Annotated in this window: 25 protein-coding genes; 11 read left to right on the top strand and 14 right to left on the bottom strand. The window is 72.7% G+C overall.

Annotated features, from left to right (window positions below):
• Positions 1-32 precede the first annotated feature (32 nt).
• Together ACZ501_RS07010 and ACZ501_RS07005 are read right to left on the bottom strand one after the other, a co-directional pair.
• Positions 33-1277, bottom strand: coding sequence for a L,D-transpeptidase (locus ACZ501_RS07010; protein ID WP_361602993.1), 1245 nt, complete (start codon positions 1275-1277; stop codon positions 33-35).
• A 159-nt stretch (positions 1278-1436) separates the two neighbouring features.
• Positions 1437-1739 carry a hypothetical protein gene (locus ACZ501_RS07005; protein ID WP_361602963.1) on the bottom strand — a complete coding sequence of 101 codons (303 nt, stop codon included), beginning with the start codon at positions 1737-1739 and terminating at the stop codon, positions 1437-1439.
• 146 nt (positions 1740-1885) lie between these two features.
• Between ACZ501_RS07005 and ACZ501_RS07000 the strand changes: the two genes are divergently transcribed.
• Complete coding sequence (locus ACZ501_RS07000; protein WP_362462762.1) at positions 1886-2251, top strand: hypothetical protein; 366 nt, start codon at positions 1886-1888, stop codon at positions 2249-2251.
• A 59-nt stretch (positions 2252-2310) separates the two neighbouring features.
• Here the strand turns inward: ACZ501_RS07000 and hutH are convergent, their stop codons facing one another.
• From hutH to ACZ501_RS06975, 5 genes are all read right to left on the bottom strand, one after another.
• On the bottom strand, positions 2311-3852 hold the full coding sequence (gene hutH, locus ACZ501_RS06995; RefSeq protein ID WP_361602990.1) for a histidine ammonia-lyase: 1542 nt from the start codon (positions 3850-3852) through the stop codon (positions 2311-2313).
• Positions 3853-3961: 109 nt separating this feature from the next.
• Positions 3962-5080 carry a GGDEF domain-containing protein gene (locus tag ACZ501_RS06990; protein ID WP_468793113.1) on the bottom strand — a complete coding sequence of 373 codons (1119 nt, stop codon included), beginning with the start codon at positions 5078-5080 and terminating at the stop codon, positions 3962-3964.
• Between the two features lie 91 nt (positions 5081-5171).
• Entirely contained in the window at positions 5172-5975 is an 804-nt protein-coding gene (locus ACZ501_RS06985) for an enoyl-CoA hydratase/isomerase family protein (RefSeq protein WP_468793110.1), read from the bottom strand.
• Positions 5976-6015: 40 nt separating this feature from the next.
• A complete protein-coding gene (locus tag ACZ501_RS06980; protein ID WP_468793107.1) occupies positions 6016-7173 on the bottom strand; it encodes an adenylate/guanylate cyclase domain-containing protein in 1158 nt (385 codons plus the stop codon).
• A gap of 316 nt (positions 7174-7489) precedes the next feature.
• Positions 7490-8356, bottom strand: coding sequence for a biotin--[acetyl-CoA-carboxylase] ligase (locus tag ACZ501_RS06975; protein ID WP_468793104.1), 867 nt, complete (start codon positions 8354-8356; stop codon positions 7490-7492).
• Between the two features lie 131 nt (positions 8357-8487).
• Here ACZ501_RS06975 and ACZ501_RS06970 point away from each other — a divergent pair, with 131 nt between their 5' ends.
• From ACZ501_RS06970 to ACZ501_RS06955, 4 genes are all read left to right on the top strand, one after another.
• Positions 8488-10080 (top strand): acyl-CoA carboxylase subunit beta, encoded by a 1593-nt coding sequence (locus ACZ501_RS06970; protein ID WP_362462769.1) that lies wholly within the window; start codon positions 8488-8490, stop codon positions 10078-10080.
• 21 nt (positions 10081-10101) lie between these two features.
• Positions 10102-10314, top strand: coding sequence for an acyl-CoA carboxylase epsilon subunit (locus tag ACZ501_RS06965; RefSeq protein WP_361602943.1), 213 nt, complete (start codon positions 10102-10104; stop codon positions 10312-10314).
• A 93-nt stretch (positions 10315-10407) separates the two neighbouring features.
• Positions 10408-10542 (top strand): morphogenic membrane protein MmpB, encoded by a 135-nt coding sequence (mmpB, locus tag ACZ501_RS06960; protein WP_361602940.1) that lies wholly within the window; start codon positions 10408-10410, stop codon positions 10540-10542.
• Between the two features lie 46 nt (positions 10543-10588).
• Positions 10589-11197, top strand: coding sequence for a Maf family protein (locus ACZ501_RS06955; protein WP_361602937.1), 609 nt, complete (start codon positions 10589-10591; stop codon positions 11195-11197).
• Here ACZ501_RS06955 and ACZ501_RS06950 read toward each other — a convergent pair.
• A complete protein-coding gene (locus tag ACZ501_RS06950) occupies positions 11178-11621 on the bottom strand; it encodes a hypothetical protein (protein ID WP_361602934.1) in 444 nt (147 codons plus the stop codon). The genes ACZ501_RS06955 and ACZ501_RS06950 overlap by 20 nt on opposite strands.
• Positions 11622-12011: 390 nt before the next feature.
• Between ACZ501_RS06950 and ACZ501_RS06945 the strand changes: the two genes are divergently transcribed.
• Positions 12012-13775, top strand: coding sequence for an acetyl/propionyl/methylcrotonyl-CoA carboxylase subunit alpha (locus ACZ501_RS06945; protein ID WP_468793101.1), 1764 nt, complete (start codon positions 12012-12014; stop codon positions 13773-13775).
• A 294-nt stretch (positions 13776-14069) separates the two neighbouring features.
• Here the strand turns inward: ACZ501_RS06945 and ACZ501_RS06940 are convergent, their stop codons facing one another.
• Together ACZ501_RS06940 and ACZ501_RS06935 are read right to left on the bottom strand one after the other, a co-directional pair.
• Positions 14070-15002, bottom strand: a complete 933-nt coding sequence (locus tag ACZ501_RS06940; RefSeq protein ID WP_468793822.1) for a DeoR/GlpR family DNA-binding transcription regulator — start codon at positions 15000-15002, stop codon at positions 14070-14072.
• A 234-nt stretch (positions 15003-15236) separates the two neighbouring features.
• Positions 15237-16676 (bottom strand): NAD(P)H-quinone dehydrogenase, encoded by a 1440-nt coding sequence (locus tag ACZ501_RS06935; RefSeq protein WP_361602925.1) that lies wholly within the window; start codon positions 16674-16676, stop codon positions 15237-15239.
• A 162-nt stretch (positions 16677-16838) separates the two neighbouring features.
• Between ACZ501_RS06935 and ACZ501_RS06930 the strand changes: the two genes are divergently transcribed.
• From ACZ501_RS06930 to ACZ501_RS06920, 3 genes are all read left to right on the top strand, one after another.
• A complete protein-coding gene (locus ACZ501_RS06930; RefSeq protein WP_125603982.1) occupies positions 16839-17276 on the top strand; it encodes a gamma-glutamylcyclotransferase family protein in 438 nt (145 codons plus the stop codon).
• 130 nt (positions 17277-17406) lie between these two features.
• Positions 17407-18213, top strand: a complete 807-nt coding sequence (locus ACZ501_RS06925; protein ID WP_361602921.1) for a purine-nucleoside phosphorylase — start codon at positions 17407-17409, stop codon at positions 18211-18213.
• Positions 18214-18258: 45 nt separating this feature from the next.
• Positions 18259-19905, top strand: a complete 1647-nt coding sequence (locus tag ACZ501_RS06920; protein ID WP_361602918.1) for a phospho-sugar mutase — start codon at positions 18259-18261, stop codon at positions 19903-19905.
• Positions 19906-20866: 961 nt separating this feature from the next.
• On the opposite strand, the gene ACZ501_RS06915 is transcribed toward ACZ501_RS06920, so the two are convergent.
• From ACZ501_RS06915 to afsQ1, 3 genes are read right to left on the bottom strand one after another with little or no spacing between them, the layout of a single operon-like run.
• Positions 20867-21511 carry a hypothetical protein gene (locus ACZ501_RS06915; RefSeq protein WP_468793098.1) on the bottom strand — a complete coding sequence of 215 codons (645 nt, stop codon included), beginning with the start codon at positions 21509-21511 and terminating at the stop codon, positions 20867-20869.
• Complete coding sequence (locus tag ACZ501_RS06910; protein ID WP_361611110.1) at positions 21492-22982, bottom strand: HAMP domain-containing sensor histidine kinase; 1491 nt, start codon at positions 22980-22982, stop codon at positions 21492-21494. Before ACZ501_RS06910 ends, ACZ501_RS06915 begins: the two co-directional genes overlap by 20 nt.
• Positions 22979-23656 (bottom strand): two-component system response regulator AfsQ1, encoded by a 678-nt coding sequence (gene afsQ1, locus ACZ501_RS06905; RefSeq protein ID WP_180291024.1) that lies wholly within the window; start codon positions 23654-23656, stop codon positions 22979-22981. The genes ACZ501_RS06910 and afsQ1 overlap by 4 nt, the downstream gene beginning before the upstream one ends.
• Positions 23657-23858: 202 nt before the next feature.
• On the opposite strand from afsQ1, the gene ACZ501_RS06900 reads away from it, so the two are divergent.
• Complete coding sequence (locus ACZ501_RS06900) at positions 23859-24563, top strand: SigE family RNA polymerase sigma factor (protein WP_361611108.1); 705 nt, start codon at positions 23859-23861, stop codon at positions 24561-24563.
• A gap of 146 nt (positions 24564-24709) precedes the next feature.
• Here the strand turns inward: ACZ501_RS06900 and ACZ501_RS06895 are convergent, their stop codons facing one another.
• Positions 24710-25342 (bottom strand): uridine kinase family protein, encoded by a 633-nt coding sequence (locus tag ACZ501_RS06895; RefSeq protein WP_361609303.1) that lies wholly within the window; start codon positions 25340-25342, stop codon positions 24710-24712.
• Between the two features lie 143 nt (positions 25343-25485).
• Between ACZ501_RS06895 and ACZ501_RS06890 the strand changes: the two genes are divergently transcribed.
• Positions 25486-25857, top strand: a complete 372-nt coding sequence (locus tag ACZ501_RS06890; RefSeq protein ID WP_361609301.1) for a hypothetical protein — start codon at positions 25486-25488, stop codon at positions 25855-25857.
• Positions 25858-25918 lie beyond the last annotated feature (61 nt).

Genomic DNA, 25918 nt, shown 5'->3' with positions numbered 1-25918 from the left:
CCGTCCGCCGTCGTGCGTACCGTGCCGTCGCGTCAGGCAGACGGACCGGCCTTCCACTCGGCCCAGGACATGTTCCAGCCGTTGAGGCCGTTGTCCGGCTTGATGGTCTTGTCCGGGGAGTTCACCACGGTGACCACGTCGCCGATGAGCGAGTTGTCGAAGAACCAGGCGCCGGGCTGGTTGGGGTCGTTGGCGCCCTTGGCGTCGTTCAGACCGACACAGCCGTGACTGGTGTTCACCTTGCCGAAGATGGAGTCGGCGCCCCAGTAGTTGCCGTGGATGAAGGTGCCGGACGTGGACAGCCGCATCGCGTGCGGGACGTCCTTGATGTCGTACTCGCCCTTGCCCTCCTTGTTCGTGAAGCCCACGGTGGAGCCGTCCATCCGGGTCTCCTTGAACTTCTCGGAGATCACCATCTGGCCGTTGTAGGTGGGGTTCTCGGGGGAACCGGCCGAGATCGGGATGGTCTTGAGGACCTGTCCGTCACGGGTGACCGTCATCGTCTTGGCCTTCACGTCGACGGTGGAGACCTGGCTCCGGCCGACCTTGAAGGTGACGGTCTTGTTCTGCGCGCCGACGACGCCGGGCGCGCTCTGCACGCCCTGGAGGGCCAGCTTCAGGGTGATGGTGGAGTTCGCCTGCCAGTACTGCTCCGGGCGGAAGTCCAGCCGCTGGTTGCCGAACCAGTGGCCGACGACCTCCTGGCCGCTGCTGGAGGTGACGCTGATGGCCGCCTGGACCGCCTTCTGGTCCTTGATCGGCTTGTTGAAGGTGATCGAGACCGGCATGCCCACACCGACCGTCTCGCCCTCCTCGGGGACGAACGAGCCGACGAAGCTGTTCTCCGGGGAGAGGGTGGTGAAGGAGGCGTTCTCGTGCGCCTCGCGCCCGGCCGCGTCCTTCGCGGTCGCCGACAGGGCGTACTTCGTGGAGCGCTTCAGCGCGGCGTCCGGCTTCCAGCTCTTGCCGTCGGCGGCTATCTTGCCCGCGACGGCCGTGCCGTCGGAGCTCTTCAGCTCGACCTGGGTGAGCGTGCCGTCGCTGACGGCGACGTTCGTCCCGTCGTTCAGGGCGACGTTGGTGGAGCCGTCCTTGGGCGTGATGGCTATTCGGGCCTTCGAGGCGTCCTTGGCGGCCGCCGCGTCCACCTCCGCCTGCGACTTGCCCGCCTCCGCGCTCCCCTGCGGCTTGTCGGAACCCCCGTCATTGCAGGCCGAAAGCATCAGTACGCCACCGAGCACGGCGGACACGGCCACCAGGGACCTTCTCCGCCGCATGCTGTACGTCCTCACACGTCACTCCATCGTTGCCGGAAACCCCGGGGCTGCGAGCCCGGGGTCGGGCCGGGCAGGGGGCATCACCCCCTGCTCGTCCTGACAACGCGTTAACGGTGCGGATCGGTTCCACATTCCGTTCGAATGTGTGCAACCCCACGGTCAGGCGTTGTCGGCCCCTTCTTCGAAGTCACCATCTTCCTCGTCCAGGTCCCACTCCAGGGACTCGGGGTCGTATTCGACCGGTTCGCTGCTCCAGGAGGCCTGCGCCAGTTCCACCCCGGTCAGCTCCGCGACCAGGTCAGTGGGGTCGACGAGGTAGGCCAGGGCCTCGGACTCGTCCTCCCTGACGGCCGACTCGGCGTGCGCCCGCTCCTCGTCCGGCATGAACTCGTCGGCCTTGATGCGTTCGAGGGCCGCGCCGATGAGGGCGTCGGAGTCCGACACCTCCAGCACCAAATCCACCCGAAGCCGTACGTATCGTGATGTCTCAGAAGGGTTCATACGACGGAGAGTAAGCCCGCGACAGCCTCGACTTTCCCGCGACCCGCCCCTTTCACTAGCATCGGCGCACACGGCCAATTCGCTGCTTCCGCAAGGGGGATCGCACCGTGTCCGCACGCCGGCCTCTGCTCACCGCTCTCGGAGCGACCACCCTCCTCGCCGCCCTCTGGTTCGTCCCGTCGGCGAACGCCACCGCCCCGGGGCAACCCACGGGCACCTCGGGCGCGCCCGCCGCCGCCAACACCGGAACCGTCTCGGGCACCGGGACCGACCCCGGTGCGGGAACGGGCACCATCGCCGGTGTCGCCGGCGTCTCCGGCGCCGCCGACGCGCGGCCCGCCAGTGTCACCGTCCTCTCGCTGGCCGACACCGGCAGCGTCGACACCACCCCCTACGTGCTGGGCGGCACCCTCTGCCTCGGCGTGGGGGCGGGCTTCGTGACCTTCTCCGTACGCCGCTCCCGCGGCCTGTAGACACGGCGAAGGGCCGCACCCCGGGCGGGGTGCGGCCCTTCCGCTTCCGTGCGGGCGTACTAGGCCAGCGGGCCCGTCACCGGCTCCACGGCCGCGACGAGACCGCCCGCGCGGACGAAGGCGTCGGCGGCGGCCAGGTCGGGCGCGAGGAACCGGTCCGGGCCGGGGCCCTGCACGCCGGCCGCCCGCAGCGCCGCGACGGCGGCCTGGCTGGCCGGCGCCGGGGTCAGCCCGTGGCGCAGTTCGAGGGCGCGGGTGGCCGCGTACAGCTCGACGGCGATGATCCGGGTCAGGTTGTCCACCGCGGTACGCAGCTTGCGCGCCGCCGACCAGCCCATGGAGACGTGGTCCTCCTGCATGGCGGAGGAGGGGATGGAGTCGGCGGACGCCGGCACCGCGAGCCGCTTCATCTCGCTGACCAGGGCCGCCTGCGTGTACTGGGCGATCATCAGGCCGGAGTCCACGCCGGCGTCGTCCGCGAGGAACGGCGGCAGGCCGTGCGAGCGGTTCTTGTCGAGGAGGCGGTCGGTGCGCCGCTCGGCGATGGAGCCGAGGTCGGCGGCGGCGATGGCCAGGAAGTCCAGAACGTACGCCACGGGCGCGCCGTGGAAGTTGCCGTTGGACTCGACGCGGCCGTCGGGCAGCACGACCGGGTTGTCGACGGCGGAGGCCAGCTCGCGGGAGGCCACGAGGGCGGCGTGCGCGATGGTGTCGCGGCCCGCGCCGGCGACCTGGGGGGCGCAGCGCACGGAGTAGGCGTCCTGCACGCGGGGCGCGGACTCCTCCTGGAAGTGGCCGGTGAGCCCGGAACCCTTCAGCACGGCGGCCATGTTGGCGGCGGAGGCGCCCTGGCCGGGGTGCGGGCGGATGGCGTGCAGCTCGGGCGCGAGCACCTTCTCGGTGCCGAGCAGCGCCTCGAGGGTCAGGGCGGCGGTGATGTCGGCGGAGGTGTACAGCGTCCGCAGGTCGGCGAGGGCCATGACCAGCATGCCGAGCATGCCGTCGGTGCCGTTGAGGAGGGCGAGGCCCTCCTTCTCGCGCAGCTCGACGGGCTCGATCCCGGCTTCGGCGAGCAGTTCCCCGGCGGGGCGGACGGTGCCGTCCGGGCCCTCGGCGTCGCCCTCGCCCATCAGCGCGAGCGCGCAGTGGGAGAGCGGCGCGAGGTCGCCGGAGCAGCCGAGGGAGCCGTACTCGTGCACGACGGGGGTGATCCCGGCGTTGAGCACGTCGGCCATGGTCTGGGCGACCGAGGGCCGGACGCCGGTGTGCCCGGAGGCCACCGTCTTCAGGCGCAGGAACATCAGGGCGCGCACGACCTCCCGCTCGACGCGCGGGCCCATGCCGGCGGCGTGCGAGCGGACGATGTTGCGCTGGAGCTGCGCGCGCAGCTCGGGGCTGATGTGCCGGGAGGCGAGCGCCCCGAACCCGGTGGAGACCCCGTAGACGGGCTCGGGCTTGGCGGCGAGCGCGTCGACGATCTCGCGAGCGCGGCCGAGCGCTTCGAGCGCCTCGGCGGACAGCTCGACGCGTGCGTTGCCGCGGGCGACGGCGATGACGTCCTCGGCGGTGGTCCCGGACGTCCCCACGACGACAGTGTGCATATCCATATTCAGCACCCTACGGACTGAATCCCTTCATGTCACCCCTCCCTTACCCGGATCCCTTGGGCGGTCGCAGGAAGGCTCGGGGGCGGGCGCACCCCCGCCGCCCCTACTGCCGCCCCCGGAAGCGGCGGCGCTCCCCGCGGCCCTCGCGGGCGGCCGCGGCGTCGGCCAGGCGGACCACCGCCGTGTCGCGGCCCGCGACCACCGGCTCCACTGACCTCGCCGCCTTCGCCTTGTACTGCGCGGCGTCCGCCAGCCGGAACAGCCGCCGCGAGGACTTCACCGGGCCGATCGGGTCCCCCGTGGAGGCGACCCCGCACGCCACCCCCTCGCCCAGCTCCAGCTCTGCGGCACGTACGCACACCTCCCCGGTCACCCGGACCACCTCGTCCGCCGACGGCCCCACGCTCATCAGGCAGAACTCGTCCCCGCCCAGCCGCGCGACCAGCGCCCCCGGCAGCATCGCCCCGCACAGGCTCAGCACCGACCCGAACCGCTCCAGCAGCCGGTCGCCGGTCGCGTGGCCCAGGGTGTCGTTGACCCGCTTGAGGCCGTTCAGGTCGCACACCACCAGGCTCACCACCGCCCCGCTGCGCCGGTGCTCCTCCAGGGCCTCGTCGAGCCGCATGTCCACGGCCCGCCGGTTGGCCAGGCCGGTCAGCGGATCCGTGAAGGCCAGCCGCCGGGCCTCCTCCAGGCGCTCGTTCTGCGCGAGCCCGGCCGCCACCACCGCCGCCAGCACCGCCGCGAACTCGGCGTCGTCCTCGTCGAAGTCCGGCAGCCCCTCGTCCCGGGCCACGTACAGCTCGCCCCAGGCCCGCCCGCTGAGCACGATCGGCGCGACCACGCACGTACCGCGCCCGCGCCGGCGCAGGGCGTCGCCGCGGCGCCCCGGGCGGTCGCCGACCGCGCTCTCGACCCAGGCGTGCGGGCCCGCGCCGCCGGCCCAGCGCTCGTGCAGGAACTCCGCGATCTCGGGGAAGTCGTGCACGGGGTAGGACTCGTCCTCGGGGAACTCCTCCTCCCCGGCCCGCCGCTCGCCCTCGTTCACGAGCACCCGCAGCAGCCCCCGCTCGCGCTCCCAGGCGCAGATGGCGGCGAACGAGCCGTCCATCGCCAGCCGGGCGCCCCGGGCGGCCGCCCGCATGCTGTCCCGCGGCGCGCAGGCCGCCGCCATCGCCTGCGCGAGGCCCACGACGGCCCGCAGCCGCCCGTCCACTCCCATCACCCCAGCCTAGGGAGTTTTATCCGATTTAGTGATGGATAGCCCGGCCTAGGGTGATATCCGGGTCACGTCCGGTAACCTCCGGTCGCGACTACTCCCCCGGCCAGTTCGGCTTCCGCTTCTCGTTGAAGGCCGCCACGCCCTCCGCCCGGTCCCCGGAGAAGGCCACCGTCCGCCAGGCCGCGTCCTCGATCTCCAGCCCGGCCGCCAGGTCCATCCCGTGCCCCAGCCGCAGCGCCCGCTTGGCCGCCCGCAGCCCCACGGGCGAGTTCGCGGCCATGGCCAGCGCCAGCTCCAGCGCCCGCGCCCGGTCCTCGCCGGCCGCGGCCACCTCGTCCACCAGGCCCAGGGACAGCGCCTCGGCCGCCTCCACCCGGCGGGCCGTGAAGATCAGTTCCGCCGCCCGCGCCGCACCGACCCGGCGCGGCAGCAGCTGCGTACCGCCGCCGCCCGGGATCACGCCGACCGACACCTCGGGCAGCCCGACCACGGCCGTCTCGTCGGCCACGATCACGTCGCAGGCCAGCGCCAGCTCGAAGCCCCCGCCCAGCGCGTATCCGTGCACCGCCGCGACCGTCGGCATCGGCAGCTCCAGCACGCCCCCGTACGCCCCCCGCGTGGTCGGCCGCTGCCGCACCAGCTCGGCGTCCGACAGCGCGTTGCGCTCCTTGAGGTCCGCGCCCACGCAGAACACCCGCTCATGGCTGGAGGCCAGGACGACGACCCGTACGCCGGGGTCCGCGGCGAGCGCCGCGCAGGCGGCGGAGATCGAGCGGGCCATCTCCGTGGAAACGGCGTTCATCGCCTTGGGCCGGTCCAGCAGCAGCTCCGCGACCACCCCGCGGTCACCGTGCCGCCGCACCGCCACGAACTCCCCGAAACGGCTCTCGCTCACGCCCACGGCGCACTCTCCCCGGAAAACAGGTTAACGAACGTTACCCGGGGATCTTAGGTGTCCGCCGCGTCAGCGACCAGGGCTCCACGACGCCCAGTCCGCGCACGGGGCGCTGCCACATCGGCTGGAGCGCGAAGCGGTAGGTGCCGCCGCCCTCCTCGCTCTCGGCGTCCTTCTCGGACTTCGGCGCGGCGCCCGTACGGCTCAGCTCCTCAGCCATCGCCCCGTCCACCAGCACCGCGTCCTTGGGGGCTATGGAGGTCAGCCGGCTCGCCAGGTTCACCGTCGTGCCGAAGACGTCGCCCATCCGGGTCGTCACCGTCCCGAAGGCGATCCCGACCCGCAGCTCCGGCATCTGCGGGTCCGCCTCCATCGTCTCGATCAGCCGCAGGGCGATCTCCGCCGCCGTCGCCGCGTCGTCCGCCGCGTACAGCACCTCGTCGCCCAGGGTCTTGATCAGCCGCCCGCCGTGCGCCGCGACCAGGTCCGCCGCCGTCGTCTCGAAGGCCTCGACCAGCTCGCCGAGCTCCTCCTCCTCCAGCCGCCGCGTGAGCCGGGTGAAGCCGACCAGGTCCGCGAAGCCCACCGCGAGGCGCCGGTCGACCATCTCCTCGTCGTCGGCGACCTGCACCACCCGACCCGTGGCCGCCGCCAGCTGGCGGCGCCACACGTAGACGAGGAACTCCTCCAGCTCCGGCAGCAACAGCTCGACCAGCGGGTACGTGACCTCCGTGCGGGTCATGCCCGGCTCGGGCGGCTCCGTCAGCCCCTCCAGGAAGGAATCGATCTGCCATTCGGCCAGCCGGGCGGTGGTCTGCCCGGTGGACCGCGCCACCTGCACCGCCATCGGCTCGCTCAGCAGCCCCGCCTCGACCAGGCCCGCCAGGCGCCGCAGCGCCAGTACGTCCGCCTCCGTCAGGGCCTTGGCCTGCCCGATGTCCGCGAAACCCATCGCCCGCCAGAACCGGGAGGCCAGCTCCATCGACACCCCGGCGCTACGGGCCGCCTGGAACGGCGTGTACCGCCGCTCGGCGCCCAGGATCAGCTGCTCCAGCCGGATGGCGAGCGGGTCGGCCGTCGGCTGCGCCGCGTGGTCGACCTCGTGGAAGGGGGTGTGCTGGTCCCGCCCGATGGGGGTGCCGGGACCGCCCGTGGGGCCTGACGGTGACGCGCTGGACGTTGAGTCGTCGACGGTCAAGGGCCGCCTCCTGTCCATTCCGTGCGCGCTGCCGAACCGGGTGATCGCGGCAAGGACCGGGATCGCCTAAACCATACGGCAGGTGTGCCGTAGCTCACTCCCCCTCGTCCGGGAGGCCCCTGCGCCCGTGGAGCGCCGCCCGCCCGGCCCCCGGGCCCGGGCGGGCCCGAAAACCCCCGTACCCCGGCATTCCGCCGCATCCCGGACCCGTTCCCCGGGTGCGCGCCCCCGGCTCAGGAGCCGCGTGCGGGCTTGGGCCGGACAGGGGGCGGCGCGCACCGCACCCGCCCGGCCGGGCAGCCCGCCGGGGCGGGTGTCAGCGGACCGACCGCAGGTGCACCACGTCCCCCGCCCCCACCGCCTCCCGCGCGTCGTCGGCCGTGCGGATCACCAGCCGCCCTTCCGCGTCCACCGCTTCGGCCGTACCGGTGAGCTCGCGGCCGCCCGGCAGGTCCGCGCGGACGTGGCGGCCCAGCGTCGCGCAGCCCGCCGCGTACGCCTCCTGGAGTCCGCTGTCCGCCGGGTCGCCGCCCGCGTCGCGCCACCTCCCGTACCACTCCTCCAGGGACCGCAGCACGGCCTTCAGCACCGGCTCCCGGTCGGTCACCGCCGCCTTGGCCAGCAGCAGCGACCCGGCCGCCGGTACGGGGAGCTCGTCCTCCGTGAGGGTGACGTTGAGGCCGATCCCCAGGACCACCCCGTCCTCGACCCGCTCCGCGAGGATGCCGCCGGCCTTGCGCTCCTCGCCCTCCACGCTCACCAGCACGTCGTTCGGCCACTTGAGGGCGGTGTCCACGCCCGCCCCCCGCGCCAGCCCGGCCGCCGTGGCCACCCCGGCCAGCAGCGGCAGCCACCCCCACTGCTCCTTCGGTACGCCGGCGCCCGGCTTGAGCAGGACGGAGAAGAACAGCCCCGACCGGGCGGGCGCGACCCAGCTGCGGTCCAGGCGCCCCCGGCCGGCGGTCTGCTCCTCGGCGGCCAGCACGGCCCCCTCGGGCAGCTCCGCGGCCCGCCCCGCGAGGTCGGAGTTGGTGGACCCGGTGGCGGCGACGACCTCCAGCGAGGTCCACAGGCCGTCCGGGGTGACGAGCGCCCGGGAGAGGGCGGCGGCGTTCAGGGGCGGCCGGTCCAGGTTCGACCAGCGTCCCGCGGTTGCTCCGGCTGAAGCATCTTGTGGAGTCATGCAAGCAAATGTAGGTGTGTCAAACGCCGCACTGCCGAGCGCCATGCCCGCCGATACGCTACGCACCAGTAGCCAGCAGCAGTCAATCAATTGACCAGGCAGTTGACACCACACAGGGAGCCGCGACCCCGATGTCCCAACCCTCAGAGCCGATCGACATGCACACGACCGCGGGCAAGCTCGCGGACCTGCGGCGCCGCGTCGAGGAAGCCACCCATGCAGGTTCCGCCCGAGCCGTCGAGAAGCAGCACGCCAAGGGCAAGCTGACGGCACGTGAGCGGGTGGCCCTGCTGCTGGACGAGGGGTCCTTCGTAGAGCTGGACGAGTTCGCCCGGCACCGGTCGACCAACTTCGGTCTGGAGCAGACCCGCCCGTACGGCGACGGCGTCGTCACCGGCTACGGCACGGTGGACGGCCGCCCGGTGGCCGTTTTCTCGCAGGACTTCACCGTCTTCGGCGGCGCCCTCGGCGAGGTCTACGGACAGAAGATCATCAAGGTGATGGACTTCGCCCTGAAGACCGGCTGCCCGGTCGTCGGCATCAACGACTCCGGCGGCGCCCGCATCCAGGAGGGCGTCAGCGCGCTGGGCATGTACGGCGAGATCTTCCGCCGCAACGTCCACGCCTCGGGCGTGATCCCGCAGATCAGCCTGGTCGTGGGGCCGTGCGCCGGCGGCGCCGTGTACTCCCCCGCCATCACCGACTTCACGGTCATGGTCGACCAGACCTCGCACATGTTCATCACCGGCCCGGACGTCATCAAGACGGTCACCGGCGAGGACGTCGGCTTCGAGGAGCTGGGCGGGGCGCGGACGCACAACAGCACGTCCGGCGTCGCCCACCACATGGCCGGCGACGAGAAGGACGCGATCGAGTACGTCAAGTCGCTGCTGGCCTACCTGCCGTCGAACAACCTTTCCGAGCCGCCCGCCTTCCCGGAGGAGGCCGACACCGAGGTCACCGACACGGACCTCGAACTCGACGTCCTGATCCCGGACAGCGCGAACCAGCCGTACGACATGCACACGGTCATCGAGCACGTGCTGGACGACGCGGAGTTCCTGGAGACGCAGTCGCTGTTCGCCCCGAACATCCTCACCGGCTTCGGCCGCGTCGAGGGGCACCCGGTGGGCGTCGTCGCCAACCAGCCGATGCAGTTCGCCGGCTGCCTGGACATCGACGCCTCCGAGAAGGCCGCGCGGTTCGTCCGTACGTGCGACGCCTTCAACATCCCGGTGCTGACGTTCGTCGACGTCCCCGGCTTCCTGCCCGGCACCGACCAGGAGTACAACGGAATCATCAGGCGCGGCGCGAAGCTGATCTACGCGTACGCCGAGGCGACCGTCCCCCTCATCACCGTCATCACCCGCAAGGCCTTCGGCGGCGCCTACGACGTCATGGGCTCCAAGCACCTCGGCGCCGACCTGAACCTGGCCTGGCCGACCGCGCAGATCGCGGTCATGGGCGCGCAGGGCGCGGTGAACATCCTGCACCGACGCACCCTGGCGGAGGCCGCCGCGGAGGAGGTGGAGGAGACCCGGGCCCGGCTCATCACCGAGTACGAGGACACCCTGCTCAACCCCTACACGGCCGCCGAGCGCGGTTACATCGACGCGGTGACCATGCCGTCCGAGACCCGCGCCCATGTGGTGAAGGGGCTGCGCCAGCTGCGCACGAAGCGGGAGTCGCTGCCCCCGAAGAAGCACGGCAACATCCCCCTCTAGGCCCCCCAGGAGGACTCTGTGATGATCAAGGTCGTCAAGGGCAACCCGACCCCCGAGGAGCTGGCCGCCGCACTGGCGGTGGTCCAAGCGCGCGCTGCGGCGCTGGCCTCGGCCCCGTCGGGCGCGCCCAGGATCCCGGACGAGTGGGCGTCGCCGAGCCGGGTGGCCCGCCGGCAGCAGATGCTGCCCGGGCCGCGCGCCTGGGGGCGTACGTACTGGCCCGGACGGGGCTGAGCCCCGGGCCGGCGGAAGATGGCGCGAACGGACGGTGGCGCCTGAGTACCCGTACTCAGGCGCCACCGGCGTGTCCGGGGCCAGGATCGGAGCATGCTCTGGTCAGACCCGAAGGACGAGCCGCCGAAGGACATGCGCGACGCCCAGGCGATGCTCCGGCGGATGCTCGTGGTGCTCGTCCTGGCGATGGTGGTCGCGGTGTACGTCCTCGGCGCGCCCCCGTTCTGAGGCCGTCCGGGGGCACGGCCCGGGGCGGCTCGCGGGCCGCCCTACGATGGCCCCCATGACCGTACGCACGCTCGTCCTCGCCTCCGCCTCCCCCGCCCGGCTGAACCTGCTGCGGCAGGCCGGTCTCGCCCCGCACGTCATCGTCAGCGGCTTCGACGAGGACACGCTGGACCACGACGAGCCGGCGGGCCTGGCGCTGGCCTTGGCCGAGGCCAAGGCGGGCGTGGTGGCGGGCCTGGAGGAGGCGGCGGGCGCCCTGGTGATCGGCTGCGACTCCGTGCTGGAGCTGGACGGCGAGGCGCTCGGCAAGCCCGCCGACGCGGCGGAGGCCACGGCCCGCTGGAAGGCGATGCGCGGGCGCGCGGGAGTGCTGCGCACGGGCCACTGCGTGATCGACACGGCCACCGGGCGTCAGGTCTCGGCGACGGCCTCCACGACGGTGCGCTTCGGCGAACCGTCGGACGCGGAGGTCGCGGCGTACGTGGCCAGCGGCGAGCCGCTGCACGTGGCGGGGGCGTTCACCCTCGACGGGCTGTCGTCGCCGTTCATCGACGGCATCGACGGCGACCCGGGCAACGTCATCGGCCTGTCGATGCCGCTGCTGCGCTCCCTGCTGGCGGAACTGGACGTGTCGATCACGGACTTGTGGGCCTGAGCCGCCCGGCGGGATCCGGGGCCGGCCCCTCGGCCGGCCGGGGGTAGAGCATCAGCGTCAGGACGAGCAGGCACAGGATCAGCATCGTCGCCGCGAAGGCGCCCCAGCCGACGAGCCCCACGGCGAGGGCGCCGAGCACCCCGTGGGTGACGGCCGCGGCGACGAGCAGGACGCGGGCGAAGCGGCCCGGCGGGCGGTCGCGCAGGGCCGTCGCGGCGGCCGCCGCGGCGCACAGCAGGAGGAAGGCGCCGAGGACGGCACCCATGGCGTAGGTCGCCGTCGACATGACGTCGGGGTCCATTCCGGCGATGGACATCGACTGCCCCTCGGCGGCCCGCCCCAGGACCAGATGGACGAGAACGAGCACGACGGCTTCCGCGACGAGCGTGATCGCGGCCAGCCCCGCCACGATTCTGCGCAGCACGACGCCCCCATCCCTCCCACGCCACAAGCGTGTTCGACGCCTGGAGGCTACTAACGAGTAAACCTGGGGACAAGAGCCCGGGCCCGCTTCGTTACGGGAAACCGGTCCCAGGGGCGGAGCGTGACGGCTCTCACTCAAAGAATGCATAGGCCGTTCGTAGGGACTCCACAAAGAATCAGCGGGGGCCGCTGACCCGCCGAACAGAGACCTTCCCCTCGCAACGGGGTTACTGTGCAGTCGGGGATCTCCCTGACCTGGGGCGACACAAGGGTTCTCGCACTCAAGGGGCACTCGCATCACGCTCCGTGTGGGCAAGCTCACCACCGGGGAAGGGTCGTAAGGCCGTGTCGGCAGTCCCTAAACTCAGCTTGTTTCAAGGAGGGAGCCATCGTGCGCAAGGTGCTCATCGCCAACCGTGGCGAAATCGCTGTCCGCGTTGCTCGGGCCTGCCGGGATGCCGGAATCGCGAGCGTAGCCGTCTACGCCGATCCGGACCGGGACGCCCTGCACGTCCGCGCGGCAGACGAAGCTTTCGCGTTGGGCGGTGACACCCCGGCAGCCAGCTACCTCGACATCGCGAAGGTCCTGCAGGCCGCCGCGGACTCCGGAGCGGACGCCATCCACCCCGGATACGGCTTCCTGTCCGAGAACGCCGAATTCGCCCAGGCCGTCATCGACGCGGGCCTGACCTGGATCGGCCCGCCCCCGCAGGCCATCCGCGACCTCGGCGACAAGGTCGCCGCCCGCCACATCGCCCAGCGCGCCGGGGCCCCCCTCGTCGCCGGCACCCCCGACCCCGTCTCCGGGGCCGACGAGGTCGTCGCCTTCGCCCGCGAACACGGCCTGCCCATCGCCATCAAGGCGGCCTTCGGCGGCGGCGGCCGCGGCCTCAAGGTCGCCCGCACCCTCGAAGAAGTCCCCGAGCTGTACGACTCCGCCGTCCGCGAGGCCGTCGCCGCCTTCGGCCGCGGCGAGTGCTTCGTCGAGCGCTACCTCGACAAGCCCCGCCACGTCGAAACCCAGTGCCTGGCCGACTCCCACGGCAACGTGGTCGTCGTCTCCACCCGCGACTGCTCCCTCCAGCGCCGCCACCAGAAGCTCGTCGAGGAGGCCCCGGCCCCCTTCCTGACCCAGGCCCAGAACGACGAGCTCTACGCCGCCTCCAAGGCCATCCTCAAGGAAGCCGGCTACGTCGGCGCCGGCACCGTCGAGTTCCTCGTCGGCACCGACGGCACCATCTCCTTCCTCGAGGTCAACACCCGCCTCCAGGTCGAGCACCCCGTCACCGAGGAAGTCGCCGGCATCGACCTCGTCCGCGAGATGTTCCGCATCGCCGACGGCGAGGAACTCGGCTACGGCGACCCCGTCCTGCGCGGCCACTCCTTCGAGTTCCGCATCAACGGCGAGGACCCGGGCCGCGGCTTCCTCCCCGCCCCCGGCACCGTCACCCTCTTCGCCCCGCCCAGCGGCCCGGGCGTCCGCCTGGACGCGGGCGTCGAGACCGGCTCGGTCATCGGCCCCGCCTGGGACTCCCTGCTCGCCAAGCTCATCGTCACCGGCGCCACCCGCGAGCAGGCCCTCCAGCGCGCCGCGCGCGCCCTGGAGGAGTTCAACGTGGAGGGCATGGCCACCGCCATCCCCTTCCACCGCGCGGTCGTCACCGACCCGGCCTTCGCCCCCACCGACGGCACCCCGTTCAAGGTCCACACCCGCTGGATCGAGACCGAGTTCGTCAACGAGATCAAGCCCTTCGCCGCTCCGGCCGCCGAGGACACCGAGGACGAGCCGGGCCGCGAGACGGTCGTCGTCGAGGTCGGCGGCAAGCGCCTGGAGGTCTCCCTCCCGTCCTCGCTGGGCATGACCCTGGCCCGCACGGCCGCCGCGGGCGGCGCCAAGCCCAAGCGCCGCGCCGCCAAGAAGTCCGGCCCGGCCGCGTCCGGCGACACCCTCGCGTCCCCGATGCAGGGCACGATCGTCAAGGTCGCCGTCGAGGAGGGCCAGCAGGTCAACGAGGGCGACCTGGTCGTCGTCCTGGAAGCGATGAAGATGGAGCAGCCGCTGAACGCGCACCGCTCCGGCACCATCGTCGGCCTGACCGCCGAGGTCGGCGCCTCCCTCACCTCCGGCGCCACCATCTGCGAGATCAAGGACTGATCCCGCGCAGCCACACGAAGGCCCCGCCCGGCATCCCGGGCGGGGCCTTCGGCACGTCACACCAGCCCGTCCGGCGCACCCCCAGCCCGTCCGGCGCTTGAGGACCGGGGCCCGGGGCGGAGCCCCCGCACCCCCAGCCCGTCCGGCGCTTGAGGACCGGGGCCCGGGGCGGAGCCCCCGCACCCCCAGCCCGTCCGGCGCTTGAGGACCGGGGTCCGGGGCGGAGCCCCGGTGAGCGGGAGAGGGGCGGGTAGGGGACCGGCCCCGCAGGGCCGCCCCGCCCCCACCAAGCGGCTAGCGCCGCCGCATGTCCGCCACCCGCGCCCGCTCCCCGGCCTGCTGCTCCAGCAGCGACGCCGGAGCACTGCGCAGCTGGGCCGTGGGCCCGCCGCGCCGCTGGACCGGCAGCGGGGCGTCCCGCCGCGGCCTGCGCCCGGGCATGCCCTCCCCGCCGCCACCGCCGTGACCGCCGGCGGCGGGGGCCGAGCCGGCCACGGTGATCTGCACGCCCTGGTCGGCCAGCGCCTGGAGCTCCGTCGCCGCCCGCTCGTCGTGCTGCGGCGGCTCGTCCGTCACCAGCCGCGTCATCACGTCCGTCGGCACGGTCTGGAACATGGTGTCGGTGCCGAGCTTCGTGTGGTCGGCGAGGACGACCACCTCCGCCGCGGCCTGCACCAGCGCCCGGTCCACGCTCGCGGAGAGCATGTTGGACGTGGACAGCCCGCGCTCGGCGGTCAGGCCGCTCCCCGACAGGAAGGCCCGCGAGACCCGCAGCCCCTGGAGGGACTGCTCGGCGCCGCTGCCGACGAGGGCGTAGTTCGAACCGCGCAGCGTGCCGCCGGTCATCACCACCTCCACCCGGTTGGCGTGCGCCAGCGCCTGGGCGACGAGCAGCGAGTTGGTGACGACGGTGAGACCGGGCACCCGGGCGAGCCGGCGGGCCAGCTCCTGGGTCGTGGTACCCGCGCCGACGACGACGGCCTCGCCTTCTTCGACGAGGCCGGCCGCGACGTCGGCGATGGCGGTCTTCTCCGCCGTGGCGAGATGGGATTTTTGCGGAAAGCCGGACTCCCGCGTGAAACCGCCCGGCAAGACCGCACCGCCGTGCCGGCGGTCGAGGAGTCCTTCTGCCTCGAGTGCCCGCACGTCCCGCCGTACGGTCACTTCGGAGGTCTGGACGACGCGGGCGAGCTCACGGAGCGATACCGCACCGTTGGCCCGCACCATTTCGAGGATCAATTGGCGACGTTCAGCAGCGAACACGAAACTGACAGTAACCCCAACGACCGTCTGCTTTCAGCTCCTTGCGCCGGAATACCGAAGTTGTCCATACCGCGGGGCGAGGAGTGGTATACGCGCCGGCGCCGCTGGAGCGATCCGGCGGCCCGCTTCCCCGCCCCACCGCGGCCTCCGCCCCAACCCCCGTGGGGGAAGGGGCGGTTGGGCTTCGGGTGGCGTCGCCTACGCCTCGCCGCCCGCCTTGCGGGTGTGCAACTGGCGGGCCACCTCGGCGATCGAACCGGACAGCGAGGGGTACACCGTGAACGCGTTTGCGATCTGCTCGACGGTCAGGTTGTTGTCGACGGCGATCGAGATGGGGTGGATCAGCTCGCTGGCGCGCGGCGACACGACGACGCCGCCCACCACGATCCCGGTCCCCGGGCGGCAGAACATCTTCACGAAGCCGTCCCGGATGCCCTGCATCTTCGCGCGCGGGTTGCGCAGCAGCGGCAGCTTGACCACGCGGGCGTCGATCTTCCCGGCGTCCACGTCGGCCTGGGTGTAGCCGACGGTCGCGATCTCGGGGTCGGTGAAGACGTTCGAGGACACCGTCTTGAGGTTCAGCGGGGCCACCGCGTCGCCGAGGAAGTGGTACATCGCGATGCGGCCCTGCATCGCCGCCACGGACGCCAGCGCGAAGATCCCCGTCACGTCGCCGGCCGCGTACACGCCCGGCGAGGAGGTCCGCGACACCTTGTCGGTCCAGATGTGCCCCGACTCCTTGAGCCGGACGCCGGACTCCTCCAGGTTCATGTCCCGGGTGTTCGGGATCGCGCCGACCGCCATCAGGCAGTGGGTACCGGTGATCACGCGGCCGTCGGAGAGGGTGACCTCGACGCGGTCGCCGACCCGCTTGGCGGACTCGGCGCGCGAGCGGCCGATGACGTTCATGCCGCGGCGGCGGAAGACGTCCTCCAGGACGGCCGCCGCGTCCGGGTCCTCGCCCGGCAGCACGCGGTCGCGGGAGGACACCAGGGTCACCCGGGAGCCGAGGGCCTGGTACGCGCCGGCGAACTCGGCACCCGTCACACCGGAGCCGACCACGATGAGCTCCTCGGGGAGCTCCTCCAGGTCGTAGACCTGGGTCCAGTTCAGGATGCGCTCCCCGTCGGGCATGGCGTCCGGGATCTCGCGCGGGGTGCCGCCGGTGGCGATGAGCACGGCGTCGGCGGTGAGGATCGTCTCCGTGCCGTCGGCGGCGGTGACGATGACGTCCCGCGTGCCGTCGATGCCCTGCGGCCCGCCGAGCTTGCCGCGGCCGCGCATGACGCGGGCGCCGGCACGGGTCACCGAGGCGGTGATGTCGTGGGACTGCGCGAGCGCGAGGCGCTTGACGCGCCGATTCACCTTGCCGAGGTCCACGCCGACGACGCGCGCCGCCTGCTCGATGTGCGGGGTGTCGTCCGCGACGACGATCCCCAGCTCCTCGTACGACGAGTCGAAGGTCGTCATGACCTCTGCGGTCGCGATGAGGGTCTTCGAGGGCACGCAGTCGGTCAGCACCGACGCCCCGCCCAGACCGTCGCAGTCGACGACGGTCACCTCCGCGCCGAGCTGGGCCCCCACCAGGGCCGCCTCATACCCGCCGGGTCCGCCGCCGATGATCACGATCCGGGTCACGAAAAGTCCGCCTCACGTCTACCCGGCCGGCTGCCGCCCCGGCCGGTGTTCCGGGGGGTCTCCCCGGGGGATGCATTCCGTGCCCCATTGTCCCGCACGCATCAAGGTGCTCGCACCATCCGGACACGCGTGCCGGGGCGCCCCTCCCGTACCCTCGACCTCATGTCGCTCTACGCCGCGTACGCCGGCAACCTCGACCCGCGGCTGATGACGCGCCGCGCTCCCCATTCACCGCTGCGCGGCACGGGCTGGATCAACGACTGGCGGCTGACCTTCGGCGGCGAGCAGATGGGCTGGGAAGGCGCCCTCGCCACCGTCGTCGAAGCGCCGCGCCAGCAGGTCTTCGTCGCGCTGTACGACATCGCCCCGCTGGACGAGGACTCCATGGACCGCTGGGAGGGCGTCGGTCTGGACATCTACCGCCGCATGCGGATCCGGGTTCACACCCTGGACGGCGAGGAAGCCGCCTGGTGCTACGTCCTGAACGGCTACGAGGGCGGTCTGCCGTCGGCGCGGTACCTCGGGGAGATCGCGGACGCCGCCGAATCGGCGGGTGCGCCGCACGACTACGTGATGGAACTCCGCAAGCGCCCCTGCTGAGCCCCGGCCGTGCGGGCCCGGGCGCGCGAGCGGCGGGGGGACGATTCGGCGGAAACGACAAGGCAACGATCCGAACACCGTGAGCTGCGCCATCTACGCGCGTAGGCGATAAGCGGCTACGCTCGTCTGCGTGAACGCATCTGTTACCGACCCCTTCGCCGCCGCCGACGCCGCCGCCGCCCGCCTCCGCGAGCTCACCGGCGTCGAATCCCACGATGTCGCCCTCGTCATGGGCTCCGGCTGGGCCCCCGCCGCAGAGGCGCTCGGCGCCCCCGAGTCCGAGTTCCTCGTCACCGAGCTGCCCGGCTTCCCGCCCGCCGCCGTCGAGGGCCACGGCGGCAAGATCCGCTCGTACAAGATCGGCGACAAGCGCGCCCTGGTCTTCCTCGGCCGGACCCACTTCTACGAGGGCCGCGGCGTCGCCGCCGTCGCCCACGGCGTGCGCACCGCCGTCGCCGCCGGCTGCAAGACCATCGTCCTCACCAACGGCTGCGGCGGCCTCCGCGAGGGCATGAAGCCCGGCCAGCCCGTCCTGATCAGCGACCACCTCAACCTGACGGCCACCTCGCCGATCGTCGGCGCGAACTTCGTGGACCTCACCAACCTGTACTCGCCGAAGCTCCGCGCGATGTGCAAGGAGATCGACCCCACCCTCGAAGAGGGCGTCTACGTCCAGTTCCCCGGCCCGCACTACGAGACCCCGGCCGAGATCAACATGATCCGCGTCATGGGCGCCGACCTGGTCGGCATGTCCACCGTGCTGGAGGCCATCGCCGCCCGTGAGGCCGGCGCGGACGTGCTCGGCATCTCCCTGGTCACCAACCTGGCCGCGGGCCTGTCCGGCGAGCCGCTGAACCACGAAGAGGTCCTCCAGGCCGGCCGTGATTCCGCCGCGCGCATGGGCACGCTGCTGACGCAGGTCCTGGCCCGCATCTGATCGACACCCGACGATCGACGACGTACGAGAGGTAAGGCGGAAGCAGTGCAGGAACAGGACGACCTCCTCACCCGGGCCCGCACCTGGCTGGCCGAGGACCCGGACCCGGAGACCGCGGCGGAGCTCACGGCCCTGATCGACGCGAACGACACGGCCGAGCTCACGGACCGCTTCTCCGGCACCCTCCAGTTCGGCACCGCCGGACTGCGCGGCGAGATCGGCGCCGGTCCGATGCGGATGAACCGTTCCGTGGTCATCCGGGCCGCGGCCGGCCTGGCGGCCTACCTCAAGGCCCAGGGCCACGCCGGCGGCCTCGTCGTCGTCGGCTACGACGCGCGCTACAAGTCGGCGGACTTCGCCCGCGACACCGCCGCCGTCATGACCGGCGCCGGGCTGCGCGCGGCCGTCCTGCCCCGGCCCCTGCCGACGCCCGTCCTCGCGTACGCCATAAGGCACCTGGGCGCCGTCGCCGGCGTCGAGGTGACCGCCAGCCACAACCCTCCCCGGGACAACGGCTACAAGGTCTACCTCGGCGACGGCTCGCAGATCGTCTCGCCCGCCGACACCGAGATCGCGGCGCACATCGCGGCCGTCGGCGCGCTGGCCGACGTACCGCAGCCGGCGGACGGCTGGCTGCAGCTGGACGAGGAGGTCCTGGAGGCCTACCTGACCCGCACGGACGCCGTCCTGACCCCCGGGTCCCCCCGGAACGTGCGGACCGTCTACACGGCCATGCACGGCGTCGGCAAGGACGTCGTCATGGCGGCCTTCGCCCGGCACGGCTTCCCCGCCCCGGTGCTGGTCGCCGAGCAGGCGGAGCCGGACCCGGCCTTCCCGACGGTCGCCTTCCCGAACCCGGAGGAGCCCGGCGCGATGGACCTGGCCTTCGCGAAGGCCGCCGAGGTCCGGCCGGACATCGTGATCGCCAACGACCCGGACGCCGACCGCTGCGCGGTGGCGGTCCCGGACAACGGCGGCTGGCGGATGCTGCGCGGCGACGAGGTCGGCGCGCTGCTCGCGGCCCACCTCGTCCACAAGGGCGCCCGGGGCGTCTTCGCCGAGTCGATCGTCTCCTCCTCCCTGCTCGGGCGGATCGCCGAGGCAGCGAACCTCGGCTACGAGGAGACCCTCACCGGCTTCAAGTGGATCGCCCGAGTCGAGGGCCTGCGGTACGGCTACGAGGAAGCGCTCGGCTACTGCGTGGACCCGGAGGGCGTCCGCGACAAGGACGGCATCACCGCCGCCCTCCTGGTGGCCGAGCTGGCCGCGACGCTCAAGGAACAGAACCGCACCCTGACCGACCTGCTGGACGACCTGGCGATGGCCCACGGCCTGCACCACACCGACCAGCTGTCGGTCCGCGTCTCGGACCTGTCGGTCATCGCCAACGCCATGGCGCAGCTGCGCGCCCAGCCCCCGCTGTCCCTCGCGGGCCTGCGGGTGGTCTCGGCGGAGGACCTATCGGTCGGCTCGGCCGCCCTCCCGCCCACGGACGGCCTGCGCTACTACCTGGACGGCGACTACAAGGCCCGCGTCATCTGCCGCCCGTCCGGCACGGAGCCCAAGCTGAAGTGCTACCTGGAGGTGGTGGTCCCGGTCGCCGAAGCCTCCGACCTCACCTCGGCCCGCACCCGCGGCCAGGAGATCCTGGACGCGGTGAAGAAGGACCTCGCGGCAGCCATGGGCCTCTGACCCGGCCCCGCCCCACGACGGCCCCCTCGGCCCCGCCCGAGGGGGCCGTCGTCGTTCCTGTACGCGGCGTGCGGCGCGGGGGGCGGGGCGGGGTGCCGGCGGGGCCGTCTCACAGCCGGTTCGGGGGTTTCCCGTCAGTCCCATCGTCCTTCCGCGTCGGGCCGGTCCCTCAAGGGCGCTCCTTCGTCGCGTCGCTTCGCGATTTCGCTGCGCTCAACCCTTGACCGACCGACCCGCCCCGGAAAGCCGAAAGACTGCCGGGAAGCCCCCAAAGGAACGGTCACCAGGGAGAGGTCCCAGGAGCGGGTCTCTCAGGGATGAGACGAGGGACCGGGCTGGGCGAGAAGGGGGCGATCGGGTGCTTTCGAGGGGTGAAGGGCGCCTCACGCAGGTCGGGTGACGGCTTGTCGGAGTCTGAGGGTGTCTTTTTCACCCGCAGACTCCGACAGGGCTTCCCTCGCCGCTCTGATCACCGTGTGGTGCGGGTGACAGCCCAAGACGGCCGTCGGCCGGCGAGACCTGGGGAACGCGTGGCGATCTGCTGCGCCTGGGTGCTCCGCAGGGGGCCCTGGGCAGCCTCTCGTGCGGGTAGCCCGCGCCTGTCCGGAATCTCCGCCATGAGGGCCCGGGCGCCAGCCGGCCAAGGCCCGGCCCCGTCGCCTCGTCCCTGAGGGACCCGCTCCTGCCTGTCCTCCCCAGTGACCGTTCTTTCGGGGGCTTCCCGGCAGTCCTTGTCTTTCTGGGGCGGGGCGGTCGGTCAAGGGTGGCCGAAGGCCATCGCGAAGCGACGCGACCGAAGGGAGCGCCCTTGAGGGACCGGCACGGCACGGAATGACGATGGGACTGACGGGAAACCACCGAACCGGCTGTGAGACCGCCCCTCCACGACACCGCCCACCACCCCGCCCGGCCCCACCCCCACGAGGGAGACAGCCGGCCCGCGCCACAAGCCCCGTACGCCTCAGACCCCCGACGACGCCCCCGGCGACGGTGTCGGGCTCGCCAGGTCGCCCAGGGTCGGGACGGATTCCGGGCGGGAGCGGACCGCGTCCGTGCACTCCCACGCGCGCGGCGGGTCCGCGTCCGGGCCGCCCAGGACCACCGGGCCCGCGCCCGCCGAGACGGCCTCGCTCGCGGCCAGGGTGCACACCACCTGGGCCAGCGCCACCGGCGCCAGGTCCTCCGGCTTGCGGCTCAGCCGGAGCGTGCCCGCCGGGTCGCCCGCCCGCGCCGGGGCAGCCGACAGGCCGTCCGGGACGCTGGTGGTGAAGCCCCCGTCCCGTTCCTCCGCCGACGGGTTCCGTTCCAGTTCCTCCAGCAGCGCCTGCGCGACCAGCACCACCGGCTCCCGCGAAGCCCGCTTCTCAGGCACCGGAACCACCCGCTCCACGCCCACCAGCTGCGACCCGCAGACCAGTTCCACCGTGGCCCGGAAGCCCTGCACCCCGCTCTGCCCGCCCGGCTGCCCGGGGGTTTCGCAGGACACCCGCGACGGCGCCGCGCCCACGTCGACCGGTACGGTCGTGGCGCGGATCCCGCACCCGGACAGGGCGAACACCCCCGCCAGCACCAGGGCCCCGCACGCCCTACCCCTCCATGCCGTCACCGGCGATCACCTTCCCCACGTCCACCGGCAGCCGCAACGTGAAGACGGCCCCGCCCTCCGGCCCGTTCGCGGCCGTGATGTCACCGCCGTGGATGTGCGCGTTCTCCATCGCGATCGACAGCCCCAGCCCGCTCCCGTCCGACTTCGGCCGGGACGCGCTCGCCTTGTAGAAGCGGTCGAAGACGTGCGGCAGCACCTCCTCCGGGATGCCCGGCCCGTTGTCCTTGACCGCGATCACCAGCCACTCCCCCTCCACCAGCACCGACACCCGCACCGGCGAACCGCCGTGCTTGAGCGCGTTGCCGATCAGGTTGGCCAGGATGACGTCGAGCCGCCGCGGGTCGAGCCGCGCGACGATCCCGCGCCCGGCGTCGAGTTCGACCGCGTCCAGCCAGGCCCGCGCGTCGATGCACGCCGTGACCTGGTCGGCGACGTTCACGTCGTCCAGCACCAGGCGGGCCGTCCCCGCGTCGAAGCGGGTGACCTCCATCAGGTTCTCCACCAGGTCGTTCAGCCGCCGCGTCTCGCTGACGACGAGCCCGACCGCCGGGGCGATCATCGGGTCGAGGTACTCGACCTCCTCCTCCAGCACCTCGGCGACCGCCGTCAGCGCCGTCAGCGGCGTGCGCAGTTCGTGGGACATGTCCGCCACGAACCGCCGGCTCGCCTCCTCGCGCGCGCTCATGTCGGCGACCTTCTTCTCCAGGGCCTCCGCGGTCCGGTTGAACGTCCGTGACAGATCGGCGAGTTCGTCGGTGCCCGACACCTCCAGCCGGTGGTCCAGTTCGCCCTCGCCGAGCCGCCGGGCCGCGTCCCCGAGCCGCTGTACGGGCTTGAGGACGGTCCGCGCCGCCGCCTGCGCGAGCAGCGCCGACCCGAGCAGCGCCACACCGGTGGCGATGGTCAGCGACCAGCCCAGCGCGTTGAGGTCGTCCCGCTCCGTGGCGAGCGACTTGTACATGTAGCCGGTGGGCCCGCCGCCGACGATCCGGGTGCCGCCGACCAGGTACGGGTTGCCCTGCGGCTTCGTCCGCTGCCAGTACATGTGGTACTCGGCGTCGTTGGCGGCGGTGGTCTTCTGCCGGTCGTTCACCGCGTGCTGGAGGGACTGCGGTACGTCGTTCAGCCCGAACGGGACGGCGCCGGCGGCGCCGATCACCTTGCGCCCGTCCTTGCGTTCGTGGACGAGCAGCACGCTGTAGCCGGGGCTGCTTCCCGCCATCAGCTCGGCGGTGCGCTGTATCTCGTCGGGCGTCGGGTCCGCGGGCAGTGCCGCGGCCCGGTTCTGCATCTCCTGGCGGAAGTCGCCGAGGGCCGCGTCCTGGGTCCGGGTGAGCACCGCTTCGCGGTTGAGCCAGTACGCGATGCCGGACGCGGAGACCGCGGCGGTCAGCGCGACCAGCGCGAACACCACGAGCAGGCGCAGCCGCAGGCTGGTCCAGCGCCGGCCCGCGAAGAGGGGCTTGGTCACTGCGGCGAGTCCAGCCGGTAGCCGACGCCCCGCACGGTACGGATCAGCGTCGGCGAGGAGGGCACTTCCTCGACCTTGGCACGCAGCCGCTGCACGCAGGCGTCGACGAGCCGGGAGTCGCCGAGGTAGTCGTGCTCCCACACGAGGCGCAGCAGCTGCTGGCGGGACAGCGCCTGGCCGGGCCGGCGGCTGAGCTCCAGGAGCAGCCGCAGTTCGGTCGGGGTCAGCTGGAGGTCCTCGCCGTTCTTGGTGACGGTCATGGCGGCCCGGTCGATCACCAGCGAGCCGAACACGGCCGAGTCGCTGGCCTCGCGCTCGCCGCGGCGCAGCACGGCCCGGATGCGGGCGTCGAGCACCCGGCCCTGGACGGGCTTGACCACGTAGTCGTCGGCACCGGACTCCAGGCCCACCACGACATCGATGTCGTCGCTGCGCGCGGTGAGCAGGATGATCGGCAGCTGGTCGGTGCGGCGGATCCGCCGGCACACCTCGAAGCCGTCGATCCCGGGCAGCATCACGTCCAGCACGATCAGGTCGGGCCGCTGCTCGCGGAGCAGTTTCAGACCGTCCTCGCCCGTCGCCGCGGTGGCCACTCGGTGGCCCTGGCGTGACAGGGAGAGTTCGAGGGCCGTGCGGATGGCGTCGTCGTCCTCGATCAGCAACAGGAAAGGCACGGGCTCATTCTGTCCCATCGGCCGTCCGCACTTCGACCGTCCGGCAGGGGGCAATCGCGCCACGGACCGGCGGGCCGGTGGCTGTGACAGGCCTGTGACAGTCGGCGGACACCCTGGTTATGTCCGGCGGGCAGGCTTTTCCCATCGACAACGACGGACCGGAACCACGGGCCGAAGCAGACTCCACGACGGGGGGCGCGAGATGAACACGCTGCACAGCACCACGACCAGCGCGGTCGTCACGCGGCTGCACGATGTGAACCGCCGGGCGGGTGTCCGTACGGTGACGGTCGCCCGTCAGCGGCCGGCACACGTCACAGCCATTGACGCGAAGCAGTACCAGGCGGTTCCCGCACAGCGCAGCACGCCTTCCCCGTCGTCCTCCTCGGAGGCGGAGTTCACCGCGTACGTCCAGGAGCGGCGGGCCGCGCTGTTCGCGACGGCCTTCCACCTCACCGGCGACCGGCACGAGGCCGAGGACCTGTTGCAGAGCGCGCTGTTCTCCACGTACCGCGCCTGGGACCGGATCAGCGACAAGGCGGCGGTCGGCGGGTACCTGCGCCGCACGATGACGAACCTGCACATCAGCGCGTGGCGTCGGCGCAAGCTGAACGAGTACCCGACCGAGGAGCTGCCGGAGACGGCCTCCGACACGGACGCCATGCGCGGTACGGAGCTGCGCGCGGTGCTGTGGCAGGCGCTGTCCCGCATCCCGGAGCCGCAGCGCACGATGCTGGTGCTGCGCTACTACGAGGGCCGTACGGACCCGGAGATCGCGGAGATCCTGGGCATCAGCGTCGGCACCGTGAAGTCGAGCATCTGGCGCTCGCTGCGCCGGCTGCGGGAGGACGAGGTGCTGAGCTTCGGGCGTGACGAGGCGGAGTCCTTCGGGGAGCTCGTCGCGTAACCACAGACCATGGGGCCGGGGGGCCCGTCCTACGGGGGTGGGACGGGGGCCGCAGGGGGAGAAGAGGCGGGATCGGGCGGCCGGGGGTCCGCGCGGTCCCGCCTCTTCGCATTTCCGCCGGTGTGCCGGGGTCTGCGTACCGCCGGTCAGAGGGCGGTGGGGGTGCGGTGGCGGCCCGCCGCGGCGGCGGCCAGCCGGCCGAGGGCCTCGTCGCGGGCGCAGGCGTGGGCGCCGAGGGCGACGTGCCGGGCGACGATGCCGCGTTCGGCGCGCATCAGCCGGTAGCCCCTGCGCAGCAGGAACGGCAGGGACTTGCGGCCTTCGCGCAGGTCCCGGGCGAGGCGGCGGCGGAAGGTGGTGGAGGGCCGGCCGCGCAGGCAGATGGCGTCGGCGAGCAGGCCCAGTTCCTGGCAGCGCGCCGCGATGTCGGCGGCGAAGATGCCCTCCGCGATGAACAGCGGGGTGCGGTCGATGTCCAGGGTCTCCGTGCCGGTCCGCGAGGACGTGGCGAGGGAGTAGACGGGGACGTGGGTACGGCCCGAGGCGCACAGCTCCGCGATGGCCGTGACGGCGGTGTCCGCGTCCCAGGAGAGCGGGGAGTCCCAGTCGATGTCGGAGCTGCCCTCGACCAGCGGAAGGGTCGGGTCCGTCCCCTCCTTGTAGAAGTCGTCCAGGCGCAGTACGGGAAGGCCCGACCGGGCCGCGAGCGAGGACTTGCCGGAACCCGAGGGACCGGTCAGCAGGACGACGCGCGTGGGGAGGGGAGATGAACTGCTCACGGGAGACCAGTGTGAGGCATGACCCGGCGTATCGACACACCGGCGACGGCCCCTGCGACGGGCCTCACACGGCGGGTTGGCGACCGGGAAGCCGCCTCCACTACTGTGTGTGCGCACGCGACTACGACCTCAGGCGGGAACCCATGGCACGTCACGCAGCCCCCGAACCGTCGCCGAAGCGGCTCCGCGCCGCCGGCCTGACCCTGTCCATGGCCGGGGCGGCCCTGGCGATGGCGGCCGGCGGGGCCCAGGCGCAGACCCGCCTGCAGGCGGCGGAGACCGACCTCCAGGCGGCGGTGGCCGGGGTCGCCGACCCGGTCACGAACCTCAAGGTGAATCCGCTCGCCCACACCGGGGTGGACCCGCTCGACAACGGGGTGGCGACCAAGGTCGCGGACTTCCCGGCCGTGGGTACGGGGATGGTGACCGGGGTCCTGACGCAGGGCCCGTCGGTCGGGGAGCTGCCGACGACGGCGGTGTCCTCGCTGCTCGGCCCGGTCCTGCCGAAGCAGTAGCGGGGAAAGCACGAAGGCCCTGGCGGCACGGGGGTCGCCGCCAGGGCCGGTCTTCGTGTGC

It is taken from the genome of Streptomyces sp. NPDC034085, assembly GCF_055575555.1.
Note: the sequence above shows the minus strand (reverse complement) of the source record. Positions and strands in the feature narration are given on the sequence as shown.

Bases quoted from the DNA above. Each gene is read 5' to 3' on its own strand.
- ACZ501_RS06890 (WP_361609301.1), top strand. From the start codon at position 25,486: ATGGCACGTCACGCAGCCCCCGAACCGTCGCCGAAGCGGCTCCGCGCC.
- ACZ501_RS07010 (WP_361602993.1), bottom strand. From the start codon at position 1,277: ATGCGGCGGAGAAGGTCCCTGGTGGCCGTGTCCGCCGTGCTCGGTGGC.
- mmpB (WP_361602940.1), top strand. From the start codon at position 10,408: ATGCTCTGGTCAGACCCGAAGGACGAGCCGCCGAAGGACATGCGCGAC.
- ACZ501_RS06940 (WP_468793822.1), bottom strand. From the start codon at position 15,002: ATGGTGCGGGCCAACGGTGCGGTATCGCTCCGTGAGCTCGCCCGCGTC.
- ACZ501_RS06970 (WP_362462769.1), top strand. From the start codon at position 8,488: ATGTCCCAACCCTCAGAGCCGATCGACATGCACACGACCGCGGGCAAG.
- ACZ501_RS06990 (WP_468793113.1), bottom strand. From the start codon at position 5,080: ATGGGAGTGGACGGGCGGCTGCGGGCCGTCGTGGGCCTCGCGCAGGCG.
- ACZ501_RS06975 (WP_468793104.1), bottom strand. From the start codon at position 8,356: ATGACTCCACAAGATGCTTCAGCCGGAGCAACCGCGGGACGCTGGTCG.
- hutH (WP_361602990.1), bottom strand. From the start codon at position 3,852: ATGCACACTGTCGTCGTGGGGACGTCCGGGACCACCGCCGAGGACGTC.
- ACZ501_RS06965 (WP_361602943.1), top strand. From the start codon at position 10,102: ATGATCAAGGTCGTCAAGGGCAACCCGACCCCCGAGGAGCTGGCCGCC.
- ACZ501_RS06955 (WP_361602937.1), top strand. From the start codon at position 10,589: ATGGCCCCCATGACCGTACGCACGCTCGTCCTCGCCTCCGCCTCCCCC.
- ACZ501_RS06900 (WP_361611108.1), top strand. From the start codon at position 23,859: ATGAACACGCTGCACAGCACCACGACCAGCGCGGTCGTCACGCGGCTG.
- ACZ501_RS06930 (WP_125603982.1), top strand. From the start codon at position 16,839: ATGTCGCTCTACGCCGCGTACGCCGGCAACCTCGACCCGCGGCTGATG.